The organism is Polynucleobacter sp. MWH-Creno-3A4 (genome assembly GCF_018881885.1).
Taxonomy (GTDB): Bacteria; Pseudomonadota; Gammaproteobacteria; order Burkholderiales; family Burkholderiaceae; genus Polynucleobacter.
In genome coordinates this window covers 219,623-234,359 of sequence record NZ_JACXSA010000001.1, presented here as the reverse complement: position 1 = coordinate 234,359, position 14,737 = coordinate 219,623, and the positions used below count along the sequence as shown (strand labels likewise).

Below are 14,737 nucleotides of genomic sequence, written 5' to 3'. Positions count from 1 at the left end.
TCAATAACTAAGCTTAGATCTTGCCTACGAGGTCCAAAGATGGAGTCAATGTTGCTGCGCCTTCTTTCCATTTCGCTGGGCAAACTTCACCTGGGTGAGCAGCGGTGTACTGAGCTGCCTTGAGTTTGCGCAATGTTTCGCTAACGTCACGAGCGATTTCATTGGAATGAATCTCAGCTGTCTTGATCACGCCTTCTGGGTTGATGATGAAAGTGCCGCGCAATGCCAAACCTGCTTCAGGAATGTGTACGCCAAATGCATTGGTCAATGTGTGTGTAGGATCGCCAACCAATGGGAACTTGGCTTTACCAACTGCTGGTGAAGTTTCGTGCCAAACTTTATGTGAGAAATGAGTATCGGTTGTCACGATATACACTTCAGCACCCATTTTTTGGAACTCAGCATAGTTTTCAGCTGCATCTTCAATTTCAGTAGGGCAGTTAAAAGTAAATGCTGCTGGCATGAAAATCAATACAGACCATTTACCTTTGAGGCTCTCGTCAGTGATAGTCACGAACTTACCATTGTGGAAAGCTTCAGTTTTGAACGGCTGAACTACAGTATTAATAATAGACATAGTGTTCCTTTTAGGGGGTTGAAAAAATTAACAACTGAACGAATTATGAGCCTGTTGCTTAGATCATTCAAATGAATTAATATGATGTTATTAATCGATTTATTAGATAACAGCTGAAGATAGCAAAAGAGGGCTCAAAATGGCTGCATTACCCACCATAAAGCAATTACGTTACTTAATCGCTTTGAGCGAGACTCTCAGCTTTACCAAAGCTGCTGAGAGCTGTTTTGTGGGCCAGTCCACCCTGAGCGCTGGTCTAAAGGAGTTGGAAGATTCCCTGGGTGTGCAGTTGGTGGAGCGAGATAAGCACTCAGTGTCAGTAACCCCTATTGGCCGTGGGGTAGTAGAACGTGCGCAACGCTTGATTGCCCAGGCAGACGATTTAGTCGAGTTTGTAGAGGGTTCTGCTGGATCTATGGTGGGCGTGATTAAGTTGGGAGTAATACCCACTATTGCCCCTTTTCTATTGCCAACACTATTGCCGAAGATTCGAGAGCAGTTTCCGAAGCTCAAGGTGGTTTTGCGAGAAGATTTGTCGGGTAACTTGATGGATAAATTAAATCGTCATGAATTAGATTTTGCCCTCATTGCATTGCCTTACGATACCGAAGGTTTTCTGACTAAAGAATTATTTGACGATGAGTTCTGGATTATTGGCAATGAAAATGACCCGGCCCTCAAAGGCAAAGACATTCATTTGAACAATAAATTAGCGGATCGGATCTTATTGCTAGAGGAGGGGAACTGCTTGCGCGATCAAACGATCAAGGCATGCAAGAGAAGTCCAGCCGCTAATCACTATGGAATTGAAGCAACCAGCCTACTTACGCTGGTACAGATGGTGGAATCAGATTTAGGCATTGCGCTTTTGCCGGAGATGGCCGTTAAATCTGGCTTGCTCAAACAGACAAATTTGATTGCAAAACCCTTGAGCGCACCAGCGCCCAAAAGAAAGATTGCCTTGGTCGCGAGACCCTCTACCGCGAGAATTGAAGAATTTAATGCCCTTGTCAAAGTGATGAAGCGCTAGGCCGAAAATTGCCTTCCCCGAGACTTTTTTGTGGGTTAGTATCCGTGCATAAATACCACTTGGGGGAAAGTTGATGCGGCTCATGCTTTTTATTTGCTTAGTTTTATCCCCATTGATTTTGCTGGGCATGGAGCTTTTTCATCCAGCCCACTTTACAGCCAATCCCGGAATGACAGCGTACTTATGTCATCCTCAGCCGCATGATCCGCACTATGATGCCTTGTCATATTTTGGCCCCAATTGGTGGTTCCTATTACATATGGTCCAAACACCATTAGTGGTTTTAGTTGGAATAGGTTTATTAATTTTGACTGATACCTTTCATCGTGATCCAGCCTATAAACCGAAAGGCGAAATTTTTTCTTGGATAGCAAGAGCTGCGATCTTTGTTTTTGTTGTGTACTTTACGGTTCTCGATAGTATTGGGGGGATTGCTTTAGGCCGTCAGTTGATTGTGATTGACCAACTCTTCGCTGCCGGAGAAATCAGTACATACGATGCCCATGTAATTCAGCGCTTCTTGGATGTCATGTGGGTAGATTCCTGGATAGGAGGGATTGGATCTTTTGTCAGTCTTGCCGGTTCTTGGGCTGTCTTTATTGCCGCCACTTCTTTGGCAATCTACCTGACGATCAATAAACGTATGCATCTCTTAGGGGCGGCCTTACTAATCGGCTTTGGCTGGGAACTGCAGGTGGCACATGCAAGCTATCATGGCCCGATTGCCTTCGGATTATTGGTGATTGCCTCAATAATTTATCTTTATCAAAATCGATTATCGAAACAGGTGGCTTAAATGAGCCCTCATAAACGAGACTGATAGATCATCTGCTCTGGATATTGAACCTTTTTTGTGCCTTGCCTGCTTTAGTGGCCAGATGAATTGGGTTAGTATCATCCTGATAACCACTGTAAATATATGAAATACTTCTCAAAGACTCGTAATCATTTAAGCCTGAGTGTGATGGGCTTGCTTTTAGGTGGATGCGCCTCGACTTTCACCCCAGACTTCAGTGAGATGTCCGCTAAATATGCTTATTCTTTAGAGCAGTACCAAACCAATAGCATTTTCCAAAACATTTTGCGTTCTGCTGATAATAGGATGGTCAGCTTTTTAGATATGCCAACCATCAATGGCTCTGGCGCAATTGGCGTCAGCCCCTCGGTTGGCGCCTTGTTTTCGGGCGGCTCAGCGCCTTTAAATGCTGGTTATAACGTCATTCAAGGCGGGCTGTCTACCGTTACCCCTAGCGCTGCTTTGACACTGAATAATTCATTTACATTTACACAATCCTCTTTGGATAACGCAGTGTTCTGGACAAGCTATCTGAATGAGTTACCCAAAGAGACTGTGAAGTATTTTTCCCACAATCACATTCCCAAGGAAGTGATTATGAGTATGGTTGTGGATGAGATTGAGATTTTCCAGCCCAATGGAAAATCGACTGTCTTGATTAACAACCCCCTGAGACCAGAGCATGCTCAGTTTCAGCAGTACTTGTATAAGATTATTGGAGATGGCTTTACTGCACAACTGATTGATGCATCAGAGAAACTGGGTCCGCCGCTGACGGTTGATAAAGTTGTCCCAAGATTTGGCGATCAAGCTTTTTCGATGCTTAAAGATTCAAACATCCAGCTAAAGCAGGTGGGTGACTCCAAAAATCCCCTTTACCAGCCAACTCAAGTTTCCCGTAAATATAAGTTTTGCATTACTTCAGATCAGTATGCCAACTATCTACCAGTAAAGAAGTATGGAGAAACGCTTTATTGTGAAGACAATAATGAAGAAGATCTCTTGAAAACCAGTGTCGCCAAAAAACGGCAACCTACTTTGATTGTGCGCATTCGATCTACTAATAATATCTTTGAGTATTTAGGTCAAGTAGTAAAAGCGCAACTGGCTGATAAGCCCTATGTAGTGACCTTGCCACCCTCAGCGAGCACCTTTAATAACAATAAAGGCACTCTTAATCGGGATGCTCTACTAATAGTCAATAAAGATAAGCCGACTCCAAGGCCCTTTGCCATGATCGTGGGGCGGGATGGGTCAACTTACAGCATTCCAAGTGATGACAATGGATATTCACCGCTGACAATTAAATTGTTATCTCAATTGATGTCACTGCAAAAGCTTCCGGGAAGTATTCCGGCGTCGCCCTCAGTATTGCTGAAGTAAAGAGTCTCGCACTTCTAAACAAAAAATTTAAGAGAGATCCTTATGGACAAAATGCATTTCACTAGGATGGATCAGGGTACTACTGCTGATTTTGATGTCATGAAAGAGGTCCATGAGAAGACTTTGGCCAACTTACCAGACCAACTCTTTGCTCTTTTAGATAACCTTTCTAAAGATACTGCTTACAACATTACTCGCAAAGAACATTGCTTACAGGCTGCTACTAGAGCATTGCGAGATAATCGTGATGAAGAATATGTTGTTGTCACGCTCTTTCATGATATTGCTGAGCCATTAGGTCCCTTTAATCATGGTGAAGTGATTGGATCAATCTTGCATCCTTTCATCTCCAGAAATAATTACTGGATGCTACTACAGCATGGCTTATTTCAAACCTATTTTTATGGCGATAAGATTGGTGTAGATCCCAATGCACGCGATCAATTTAAATCTGACCCAGCTTATGAGCAAACAGTAGAGTTTTGCGCTAAGTATGATGAAATCTCGTTTGACCCTAACTATAAAAGTGAGCCTTTATCGACATTTGACCCAATGGTCAGGAGAGTACTCAAGAAGCAATGGGTTGCTCCATAAGCTTTACCGATCACCATAGATATGAAAGAGCCACCCGAGGGTGGCTTTTGTCTTTCTGAAAAAACCGATTGATTTACTAGAAATCTTTTGTTGCACAAGAAATTTTTCCAGATTTAATAGCGCGCAAGAAGCTATCGTAATCCATCTCATTCTGTTTGCTATAAGTTGTCGCAAAGTTAACAAGTGCATCATCCAGTGTTTCGCTCTTGCCGCAGTACCCGGTCAGTACTGCTGCATCTCCAGAGCGAGCATGAGCATTTGCTAATGCCCAGCCAAAGAGTTTTGCAAAGTCCGGAAAGGTTTTGGCATTGATGCCATCGCCACCAATTGACATACCGCCCTTCATATCTCGCAGCTGTCGCACATAAAAATCCATCTCCGCAGTCTTACCAAAGCCCAAAAAGAGATCTGGAGCTCCTTGAATTAGGCATTGCCCATGGACAACACGCTCCCCTTCAGTTTTAAACTGCGTATCTGGAAAGAATGAGGCTAATACCGACTTCTGAGCTTGCTTCGTTTGAAGAAATAAGGGGTCATTCTCATCAAGGCCCTCAAAATACATCACCCAGCATGCGGTTCCTACACTGCCGACCCCAACTACTTTTCTTGCCCAGTCAATCCACTTATAACGTAGCAATAAATTTCTGCGATCTGGAGCTAATGAGGGAATGTAGGTATTGAGACCCTCATCATTTAATTCCGATATTTTGTAGCCATGCAGCGAAAACTCAGGATGTTCAATTAATGGCGGCTTATTAATTAATCTCACGCCCTCTGGAGTATTTTCAGTAATCTTTCCAATCAAGCCATGGCTATTATTTTGTCGTGCCTTGCTTAGTAATTTTTGCAAATATTTTTGACTAACTGGTTGTGCATGCTTTGCTGCAGCACTAGTGAGTGCTTTGTCATCAATATAGCTTCGTTTAAGATCAATATAGGGCTCAACCGAGTATTGCTGCATCGAATCTCGATATGCCTTAACGATGGTCCGGACAATCATTTCTCCCCAGGTATGATCTTGGCCTAACTGCTGGGCGGCAATCATGGCGCTTGCTGTAAGGCGTTTTAGATCCCAATCAAAGTTACCTGGCAGCGTTTCATCAAAGTCATTGATGCCAAAAACCAGTTGATGCTCAGTGGTGGAAAAAAATCCAAAATTACTCACATGCATATCTCCACAAAGCTGAACGGAGATAGGGGGGCTTGGGATAGTGGCTAAGTCATGAGCCATAATTGCAGCGCCGCCGCGATAAAAAGCAAATGGATCAACTGCCATCCGTGCATGGCGAATTGGAACGTATTCTGGGATTCGTGATTGTGCTTGAGTAAGCAAAATATCAATAGGGGTTTGACGATCCGCTTCTATCTCAAATTGACCAATCGAGGAGCGGGGAACCTGCTTGCGAATAGATTTGCCTAAATTTAGCCGCTCTTGGGGGCTGGGATTTTTTTGAAGAAAAGAGTCATATAGTTTGCTAGTCATATTCCAATGATGCCATGAAGAGTTGCAAGATAAAGAGTCTCACTGATCCCCTATATCCATGCTAATTGGGTCAGCAAGAGTGGTTTAGCTTATTGTGCCAAAAAGCCACCTGAGAGTGGCTTTAATTGCTGGAGAGTCGGGCGAGATTGGCTGTGCCGAAACTGCGTTTATAGACTAGCGGATATCAAACTGAATAATTAAGTCTAACTAGGAAAAGCCTAGTATTCATCAACTAGTTTCATAGTGAGGGAGCCGTCATTGCTGTCATCCTTGGACGGGTGGTTAACGGTATCAGCGACAAGGTAAGCGATGCTTCCTGGGTCTACAAAGTTGACAGCGATGCCCAGGTTGTTTGGTGAAATAATAAATCGATAGGTCTTACCGCTCTCGAATTGATAAGCATGAGAAAACGTACCGAAATTGCCATCCGTATAGCTGAATACTTTCAGGACATGTCTGCCTGCTGGTATGTTGACCTGACAGCTATCACCGTTTGGAATAGCGCACACATCAGTATCACCTATATAAACCCTTGCTTTTCCAATGCTGGTTAGTACCGTATTTTCTCGATTAAAAATGAGAGTGACGTCTCCTCCGGGATTGACTAGCGGTGGAACCTGTATAGGTGTACTTTGGCATCCAGCAATGAGCATGGAAAAACCAATGCAAAGTAATATTTTGTAGGACATATTCAGCCTGAAAGTGTATTTAGTCTCAGGAGTACATTACCTCAATTTTGCCTATATCTCCAAAGTAATCGTTGACAAAAGAAAAAGCCACCCGAGGGTGGCTTTTGTATAACTGGTGGGTCGGGCGAGATTCGAACTCGCGACCAACGGATTAAAAGACGCAAAATTGTTCTAAAACAGTAATTTAGACATTGGCTTAAACCTGCCTAGAAACAGGTGCGACATAGGCAGCGAGTTTTGTGGGGTCGATTGGGTTCAAGTGAAATAGGGCGGCATCGACACCAGTTTGTCGGGTAAATCGATAAAGCGCCATAAAAACTGAAAACATTTGAGGTACTATGTTTTAAACCAATTCAAAGTATTACCAACCTCACTAAGGAGTAAGTAATGCAAACAACAACGCCCGAGGTGGTAGATGCTAGCAATGATCCTCAAAATCCCTCTAGACGGAATCTACTTGCATCTGGAGCCGCTGCAATAGGCGCCACTTTGTTACCTGTTGGCATACAAAATACACAGGCTCAATCAAGTTCTGAGAAGCCTGTTCCGATTGTGCCGAATTCACCGCCAGCGGGCTACAACATCCTTTTTGTTCTGGTTGACCAAGAGCATTTTTTCCCTAAATGGCCAATGCCCGTTCCTGCTCGTGAGGCTATTAAAAAGAAAGCAATTACTTTTACGAATCACCAAGCGGCATCAATGCAGTGCTCATCTGCTCGATCGGTTATTTATACGGGTTTGCACATTCAGCACTCTGGTATTTTTGATAACCTTAATTTTTTATGGCAGCCTGATTTATCGCTAAAGGTTAAAACAATTGGACATCGCCTTCAAGAGCTGGGCTATCACTCTGCCTATCAAGGTAAATGGCACTTATCGGCCAATATGGATACAGTCAAGAAAGCCTATGACGCTCCGATGGATACCTATCGTAAGATTATTAAATCCTATGGCTTTGATGACTTCCTAGGCGTTGGCGATATCGTCGATCAGCAGCAGGGTGGCTATACCTTTGATAAGTTAACACTCTCATCAGCGATTGGTTGGTTGCGTAATGAGGGGCAAGAGCTTAGAGCTAAAAAGCAGCCTTGGTATTTAGCAGTCAATATCGTTAATCCTCATGATGTGACCTATGTGAATTCAGATTTGCCCGGTAAACCTGTGCAAGGTGCCAAGCATGCTATGACTATCTTGCCACCACCTACAACTGAGCTATATCAAGCAACATGGGATAACTATCCACTGCCAGAAAGTCGTCATCAAGCGCTGGATGCACCCGGCAGACCTAAAGCACATAAACTCTATCAAGAAATTTGGGACTTGCTAATGGGCTCATGGCCTAATGAGGATCGACGCTGGAGATTATTGCTCGACTATTACTTTAACTGTATGCGCGATAGTGATGAGAATGTTGCAGCAGTCATGCAAGGCTTAAAAGACAGCGGTATGGAAGACAATACTATTGTGATCTTTACGGCTGACCATGGTGAGTTGGGTGGATCCCATCAAATGAGGGGCAAAGGTACTACTGCTTACAAAGAGCAGAACCATATTCCGCTGATGATTATTCATCCAGCTTATCCAGGTGGCAAAGAGTGTCAGGCAATTACTTCGCAGCTTGACTTAGCTACTACGATATTGGCGATGACAGGCAAGGATCCAAAGATTGTTGCAAAAGCAGCCGAAGGACTCAAGGGCAAAGATCTCACGCCATTATTTAAAGAGCCTGAAAAAGCCAAAGTTGATTCGGCAAGACCAGCTTCTTTGTTCAACTTTAATATGTTGATGTTTACCAGCTGGTTCTGGGCAGAAAAAACCTATTCTTGGTTAATGTCTGGCAAGTACGACTACAAAGAGTCGGCTAAGATTTTGAATGCACATCAACCCAACTTTGTTAACCGGGTTGGTATTCGTAGTGTGTTTGATGGAAGATACCGTTTCTCAAGATACTTCTCGCCGCTGCAATTTAATACTCCAACATCTATGGAAGAACTGTTAGCGAAGAACGATTTGGAGCTTTTTGATCTTCAAAACGATCCGAATGAGATGAATAACTTAGCCATGGATCCTCAAAGGAATGGTGATTTGATTATCGCCATGAATAAAGTGATGAACGAACGGATTGCTCAAGAAGTTGGAATTGATGACGGCAGCTTTTTACCAATTCGAAACGGTAGATGGCATATGGTTAAACAGGATCAGAGATAACACATTCAGTACTTTTAGTGCGCTAGAAAAGTACAAAAGAAAAAGCCACCCGAGGGTGGCTTTTGTATTACTGGTGGGTCGGGCGAGATTCGAACTCGCGACCAACGGATTAAAAGACGTTGTGCCTCTTCAGAATCCCATATAAATCAAGGTTTTATAAGGCCGAAAAAACACTGTGCGATAAAGTGTGCGATTGGTTTTGCTTGTTTAGTAGCAAAGGCGGCTGTTGCGCAACTGATGGTATCGAGTTGGGCTAAGGTTAGTTACTTTCCAAGCAATTTAACGATTGCATCTTTCGTAACACAACGGTGCTCTTCGCTCCCTGCAATAGGGTTACCTTCCATAAAAGGCCTTTCGACAAGCAAACATATTTGTCTGATGAGTAGGGAGGCTTCATTCTTTGACATTACTCTAAAGGTACCCGTTTCATTTTTGCTGGCAGATTCTAAAAAAGGCTCAACTAAAGAATCCATATATAAAAAGTAATCTTGCGGCAGACCATTGATCCTGGTAAAGCGAATCTCAAAAAAGCGCATGACTGCAGGATTGACCTTGCCAATTCCAGAAAATACAGTCTCAACCATATTCTGTGCGAAAGCATCAATCGGAACATTCTCATCAAATTGGGCAATAGAGAGCGATAACTCTTGAAATTTTTTATCTCTCCCCTTTTTTACTGCCCACAGAAATACATTTTCTATTGAGCTAAGGCGTCTTACTAGTGTTCCTAGGGCATAGCCAGACTTTTGCGCAAGGGTTCTGCTAGTAAATAACCCTGGATTAGCCTCAATGACGATTTGTTCGGCTGCTAGCATGATGTCATCTAGTGTCTTTTGGGAGCGATCTTGCTTTGACTCGGCAAATTGGATTTCTGAGAGTGGATTCATATTCAAATAGTTGAAAGGCGCTACAAAAGCGGAACACTCTTAAAAACCATTAACAGAAGAGGTTTGAGCCCCCATGATATATGGGTTTTCTGAACAGTGCTGAATGATGGTATGTGAACAAATTCTTTCACTTATCTTGCCAATAAGTCGTTAGACTCGATGTGAAATCAAACTCTAGAAAGATAGAATGAAAATTAAATCATTAATCGCATTAGTTGCATTAGTCCCACTGATAGCTATCGCTCAGTCTAATGTTCCCCAGTCATCAAGTGCTCCAACTGTTGCAATTGGTGGGATTTCGAATCCAAACAATATCAATACGAATATGAATATTTCGAATCCAAATAATATCAACGCTAATACGAATATTTCGAATCCAAACAATATTACTACCAATATGAATATTTCTAATCCAAATATCATCACTACTAATATGAATATTTCGAATCCAAACAATATCAATACAAATACGAATATTTCCAATCCAAATACTGTCATCACTAATGCTTCTAGCACTAATGCTTCTAGCACTAATGCTCAAGGCAGTGGCAACAACAGCGGCAATACGTCAGGCAATGGAAATGGTAGCGGGAATATTTCTGTTGGAAATACTGCAGTTGTAGTTATAGCTCCGGAAGAGAAGTAATAGCCCTGCCATTAAATGCGTAGCTGATTGAGCTATGACATTTGATGTCACTGTTGAGATTTTTTGATCCAGATCATTACACCTGTACACAACAGAATTAGTTTTGCTTGCAAGCTATTTTCCTAATTGGCTATCAACAGCAAAAATTATCATTTTATTTATAAGAAATTGGATATGAAAAAGTACCTCTTATGTTTTGCTTCACTAGTAGTTAGCTCTAGCGTTCTTGCACAAAACTCATTTACTGGGCTAGATCTTGGCGTAGGTTTTGCTTTACAGGCAGTAAATACAGGAAGTGGTACCCAGCAGCATAACGATGGCTCTGTTCCTGAGCAGTTCGGATCTACTCAGAAAACTTCAGCTAACGCAAACTTTAATGTTGGTTATAACTTTCCGGTTTCTCAGAGCTTTATTCTAGGTTTGCAGGCTGCCTTACAGCCAATAACATCCGGCGGCATTCAGGTACAAAAAAATCCCGGCACTCCCACTGATTTTCAAAATAAATCGAGATATGACTTTAGCGTTCTGCCAGGTTTTTTGATTGATCCGGATAATATGATTTATGGCAAGGTGGGTTATAGCTATACAAAAGAGAATGTGAATAATGCCGATGGTTCTTGGGCTACTACCTTAAATTACAGTGGCTATGTACTAGGCCTTGGAGTTAAAAGTTTTGCTGTAGGTAATTTAGTTGGCCTTAAAAATTTGTATGGGTTTGCAGAATATAACTATGCAGGCTACGGAGCTAAGTCATATTCAGTCGTTAATAGTAACGGCCGTTCAACCTATTCCTCTAATATCAGCCTCAATTCCAGTACTGGACTTTTGGGTATCGGCTATATTTTCTGAGAATTAAGCAAGACTGCCAAGATTTATGTGGCCTTATTCAATACTTTATGCCAAAACTAAAAGTCAGCCTATTGTTATTTGGCATATTGGGGTGGCTTCTGTCCAGCCCCACCTACTGCATTGAGCTTAAGTATTCACCCATCTCTCTCGACCAATACTTGGAGATAGTTAGACAAAGTAATTCTTATAACAACGGGGCTTCACTCGATGTTCAAACGGCCATGGCAAATAAAGAGGCTCAGAGTCTCTATCAGTTTTCCCCAAGCGTGAGTTACGCCAGAGGTGCCTATCAGAATCAAACTCCGTATGCTCCTTATAACACCCCCCAATCGAGCACCTATGGTCTTTCATTTACGATTGAAGGGTGGGGTAAGCGTTCTGCGAGAGAAAAATTAGCACAGGCTGAAACAGAAGCGAGCACGGTTCAATTGGAAAAAACGCGTACAACCATAGAGCTGAATGCGCTAAACACCTATATTGATACATTGCGCTTGGCGCAGATGCTCAAGTCCTACAATGAAGCATTACGAAAGCTAAAGTCTTTGCAAGCCGGCGCAAAGACTGTTGATGCGGAGCGCTTTCTTAATTTCTACAAAATTTCCACTGAAAAAGATTTATCCTTCGCGGCTTTAAATCTACTCAATTATTCTGGGGACTCTCTTCAGGATTTACCTTACCCAAAAGGTAACTTAAATTTTCCCGCTCAGGAATACGATGCCGAAGAACTCATTGTAAGGGCCCAAAGCCAGAGAATGGAGGTCTTAAGTCTGCAGTCTTCTATTGATGTAGCAGACAAAAACATCTCCCTGAAAATGCAGAATCGGAATGTCAATGTCTTTCCTTATATTTCTCAGACTAGAACTCCGCAATACCAATACTCAAATGGTGTTTCATATACACTTCCAGCATCTCCAGTTGGGCCATCCCAGACTTTGACAAGCCCTGGAACGACTTACACTGCTCAGAATTCAATATCAGCAGGCATCACAATTCCCATTCCCATAAACAATTATTTTCAGTCTGCCGACATTGTCAGTGCAGCCAATCAAAAACTGCAGTATGAAATGCGACTACGTGATCTTAAGGTACAAATTCGGGTACAGGTCTTGCAGGCTTTAATGCAATATAGTGCCGCTAAGGATATTTTGTCGACTGCGCAAGGAGTTTATGAGGCTACGACCAAGAATCCGAATAAGAATCCTGTACTTGCCACCATGGATAGTCGAGATAAAGAGGGTGCCTTGCTGGATGCCAAGACAAATCATCTCAAAGCGTTAATTAATCTGTGGCGTCAAAGTGGAAATTATGCGGTTCCCGCTTTATGAAACTTTTCCTTTTTAATCTTTGTTTTGGTCTATTCGCTTGCTCTGCCTGGGGGCAAACTGCAACCATAACGCTGCCTGCTGCATTTGCGTTACCTCCCCCGCCAAATCCCGCAGCTATTGCGGATATGGGGTCGCTTCAGTTCCAAGCTTTTCGAAATAATATGCTCTTACCCCAGCTTAATTCATCCCCTAACTATGGGGCTAATGCAGACAATTCATTATCTGTGCCAAACTCTGCCTCAGAATTGGTTAAAGGTAGGAGTGCCCAATCTGCTTTATTTCCTCGATCCTTTGAGAGCAGCATTCAGGGTCTCCAGTTCGTTACTCCGAGCCAAATTAAGCCTTAATTAGAGGTAGAAACATTCCTAAGGATGGCTATAGTAAAAGCAACCTATTTTTAGTTGCAATGATCTCTGGTTGGATCATCTCCGCTGCATGTTACTGTGGTGCACCTACCATCCACGCAGATCTTTACTGTGTAATCTTTTGAAACGCCGACCTTACTAGTAGATTTTTTACTACTTACATTTGATGCAAGCTGCTTGCTAGTGAATATGGCTTCTTCATCACCGATTCGCTTTGTTGCCTTCTTGCCCTCTATTCCACCAAAATTAGGCGCGTTATCACTGCTTCCTGTGGCTGCAGGGAGGCTTTCACCAATTACTTGATATTCCATTCCTGTTTGAGATTGTTGTATTTGTGCTGGTGGCGCTCCAGTGGAGCCAACTGAATTGATTGGCATATTTTGCTGCGCAAAAACAAGTGCTGGAACTGATGCTACTAGTGCGAGTAGTGTTTTGAATTTCATGATTACCTTAAATGAAATAAAGAGTTAGCACTCATTCTATTGAGTCTTTAGCAGTAAATTCATTAAATCTTGTTCACATTTGAAAGTCTGAAATTGCTTCAGAAACCTCATTACCACCGCATTTGTGCGTGATGATTATTTTGCTTTTATAGCTGTTCCGATTTCCAGGATCGATAAATAAAATATCAATAGACTATTCATTGGATAAGAAAAAAGGCTCCAAAAGCGATTTGCCTTTGAAGCCTTGTAAATCTTGGTGGGTCGGGCGAGATTCGAACTCGCGACCAACGGATCAAAAGAGATGCTACAACGCCAAAGCACTCAACTCAATCAGGAAATGCGCAGCAAGTTAATTGCTTTTTACTTTGCCTTAATCACCATATGTTGCAAAGAGCAATAGAGCGCTAATCGCTTTTTATTCTTTTTGTTCCCTTGATGGGCATTAGCAGGCCTATAGACATCATCATTTATTGAGTAATTTTTGCTTTTTCTCTTAAGGCCTCAATGAGTTCAGCTTGTTTCTGTTGGGCTAGGTTTGCGCGTATCTGATTCTTTGTTTCTTCAAAAGCGGGAACTTTGAATGGGCGCTTCTCTTCGACCTTAAGAATGTACCAACCATTTGGAGTCTGTATTGGGGTGCTGGACATTCCGCCCTTAGGTAGATTGGTCATCACTAAGGCAATAGATGGATTTATCTGTGCAGGAAGAACCCATCCAGTTTGACCGCCTTGATCCCTGCTTGGATCAATTGATTTTTGTTTTGCTATTTTTGCAAAGGGCTCACCAGACTTAATTTGAGCAATTACTGAAGCTGCCTCAGATTGGCTTGGTAAGGCGATCACACCCAATTTGTATTGCTCAAGATTGCCTGTACCCAAGCTTTTGAGTTGGCGTTCATATTCAGCGCGAATTTGATCTTCAGTAATTGGATTTTTTGAAAGGTAATCCACCAGCAACAGTTCGGCTAATAGATTTTGGCGAAGTTCACGAATGCGAATTTGATTCTCAGGAGTTTTATCAATGCCTTGCTTAACAGCATCTTGAGCCAAAAGCTCGATATTAATTAAGCGCTGCTTCACCTCATTTTCAAGTGCTGGCGTAGGTTGCTGCCCCTGAGGAGTGGCAGACTTCACTGCGAGGTCTATCAATTCCTGAGAAATAACTACGCCATTAACCTTAATATCAGAAGGGTTTTTAGACTGAGCGTAAGTGCCGACGCAGCCCACCAAAAGCATGGCTGACAAAATATAACGAAGTGGGCAAAAACAAAGAATTTTCATAGTAAATGGGGATTTAGTTGGGTAAAAAGTGGCTAATTAAGATGATTTCATTTCCTGAACTTACTTTAACTGAATTAAGGGTTCTTTCACTCAGTTTAAGCATGTCCCTGAAGAGTTATTTAAATACGGCGTTGTAAGTACAAAATTATTATGTAAGCCATAATTTGTTTGGCTGTAAAAAG

At 42.3% G+C, this 14,737-nt stretch carries 14 protein-coding genes; 8 read left to right on the top strand and 6 right to left on the bottom strand.

The window, feature by feature from the left end; all coding sequences use genetic code 11:
• Window positions 1-13: 13 nt before the first annotated feature.
• Window positions 14-577, bottom strand: a complete 564-nt coding sequence (ahpC, locus tag IEN92_RS01055) for an alkyl hydroperoxide reductase subunit C (RefSeq protein ID WP_216159740.1) — start codon at window positions 575-577, stop codon at window positions 14-16.
• A 139-nt stretch (window positions 578-716) separates the two neighbouring features.
• Here ahpC and IEN92_RS01050 point away from each other — a divergent pair, with 139 nt between their 5' ends.
• The 4 genes from IEN92_RS01050 to IEN92_RS01035 all read left to right on the top strand — a co-directional run bounded on the left by IEN92_RS01050 (window position 717) and on the right by IEN92_RS01035 (window position 4,380).
• Entirely contained in the window at window positions 717-1,607 is an 891-nt protein-coding gene (locus tag IEN92_RS01050; RefSeq protein ID WP_216159737.1) for a hydrogen peroxide-inducible genes activator, read from the top strand.
• 73 nt (window positions 1,608-1,680) lie between these two features.
• The gene (locus IEN92_RS01045; protein WP_216159734.1) at window positions 1,681-2,403 is read left to right on the top strand and encodes a hypothetical protein; all 723 of its coding nucleotides are present in this window, start codon (window positions 1,681-1,683) and stop codon (window positions 2,401-2,403) included.
• A 123-nt stretch (window positions 2,404-2,526) separates the two neighbouring features.
• On the top strand, window positions 2,527-3,786 hold the full coding sequence (locus IEN92_RS01040; RefSeq protein WP_216159731.1) for a hypothetical protein: 1,260 nt from the start codon (window positions 2,527-2,529) through the stop codon (window positions 3,784-3,786).
• 42 nt (window positions 3,787-3,828) lie between these two features.
• The gene (locus IEN92_RS01035) at window positions 3,829-4,380 is read left to right on the top strand and encodes a hypothetical protein (RefSeq protein ID WP_215373622.1); all 552 of its coding nucleotides are present in this window, start codon (window positions 3,829-3,831) and stop codon (window positions 4,378-4,380) included.
• A 76-nt stretch (window positions 4,381-4,456) separates the two neighbouring features.
• Here IEN92_RS01035 and IEN92_RS01030 read toward each other — a convergent pair whose 3' ends face one another.
• Together IEN92_RS01030 and IEN92_RS01025 are read right to left on the bottom strand one after the other, a co-directional pair.
• Window positions 4,457-5,863 carry a DUF2252 domain-containing protein gene (locus IEN92_RS01030; protein WP_216159728.1) on the bottom strand — a complete coding sequence of 469 codons (1,407 nt, stop codon included), beginning with the start codon at window positions 5,861-5,863 and terminating at the stop codon, window positions 4,457-4,459.
• Between the two features lie 218 nt (window positions 5,864-6,081).
• The gene (locus IEN92_RS01025; RefSeq protein WP_216159725.1) at window positions 6,082-6,552 is read right to left on the bottom strand and encodes a hypothetical protein; all 471 of its coding nucleotides are present in this window, start codon (window positions 6,550-6,552) and stop codon (window positions 6,082-6,084) included.
• Between the two features lie 387 nt (window positions 6,553-6,939).
• Between IEN92_RS01025 and IEN92_RS01020 the strand changes: the two genes are divergently transcribed.
• Complete coding sequence (locus IEN92_RS01020) at window positions 6,940-8,760, top strand: sulfatase-like hydrolase/transferase (protein WP_216159723.1); 1,821 nt, start codon at window positions 6,940-6,942, stop codon at window positions 8,758-8,760.
• 263 nt (window positions 8,761-9,023) lie between these two features.
• On the opposite strand, the gene IEN92_RS01015 is transcribed toward IEN92_RS01020, so the two are convergent.
• Window positions 9,024-9,647, bottom strand: coding sequence for a hypothetical protein (locus IEN92_RS01015; protein WP_216159720.1), 624 nt, complete (start codon window positions 9,645-9,647; stop codon window positions 9,024-9,026).
• Window positions 9,648-9,834: 187 nt separating this feature from the next.
• Between IEN92_RS01015 and IEN92_RS01010 the strand changes: the two genes are divergently transcribed.
• From IEN92_RS01010 to IEN92_RS01000, 3 genes are all read left to right on the top strand, one after another.
• Entirely contained in the window at window positions 9,835-10,293 is a 459-nt protein-coding gene (locus tag IEN92_RS01010; protein ID WP_216159717.1) for a hypothetical protein, read from the top strand.
• 174 nt (window positions 10,294-10,467) lie between these two features.
• Window positions 10,468-11,142 carry an outer membrane protein gene (locus IEN92_RS01005; RefSeq protein WP_216159714.1) on the top strand — a complete coding sequence of 225 codons (675 nt, stop codon included), beginning with the start codon at window positions 10,468-10,470 and terminating at the stop codon, window positions 11,140-11,142.
• A gap of 47 nt (window positions 11,143-11,189) precedes the next feature.
• Window positions 11,190-12,467, top strand: a complete 1,278-nt coding sequence (locus IEN92_RS01000) for a TolC family protein (protein ID WP_216159711.1) — start codon at window positions 11,190-11,192, stop codon at window positions 12,465-12,467.
• A gap of 397 nt (window positions 12,468-12,864) precedes the next feature.
• On the opposite strand, the gene IEN92_RS00995 is transcribed toward IEN92_RS01000, so the two are convergent.
• Complete coding sequence (locus tag IEN92_RS00995; RefSeq protein WP_216159708.1) at window positions 12,865-13,275, bottom strand: hypothetical protein; 411 nt, start codon at window positions 13,273-13,275, stop codon at window positions 12,865-12,867.
• Window positions 13,276-13,742: 467 nt separating this feature from the next.
• Window positions 13,743-14,555 (bottom strand): peptidyl-prolyl cis-trans isomerase, encoded by an 813-nt coding sequence (locus IEN92_RS00990; RefSeq protein ID WP_216159705.1) that lies wholly within the window; start codon window positions 14,553-14,555, stop codon window positions 13,743-13,745.
• Window positions 14,556-14,737: the final 182 nt, after the last annotated feature.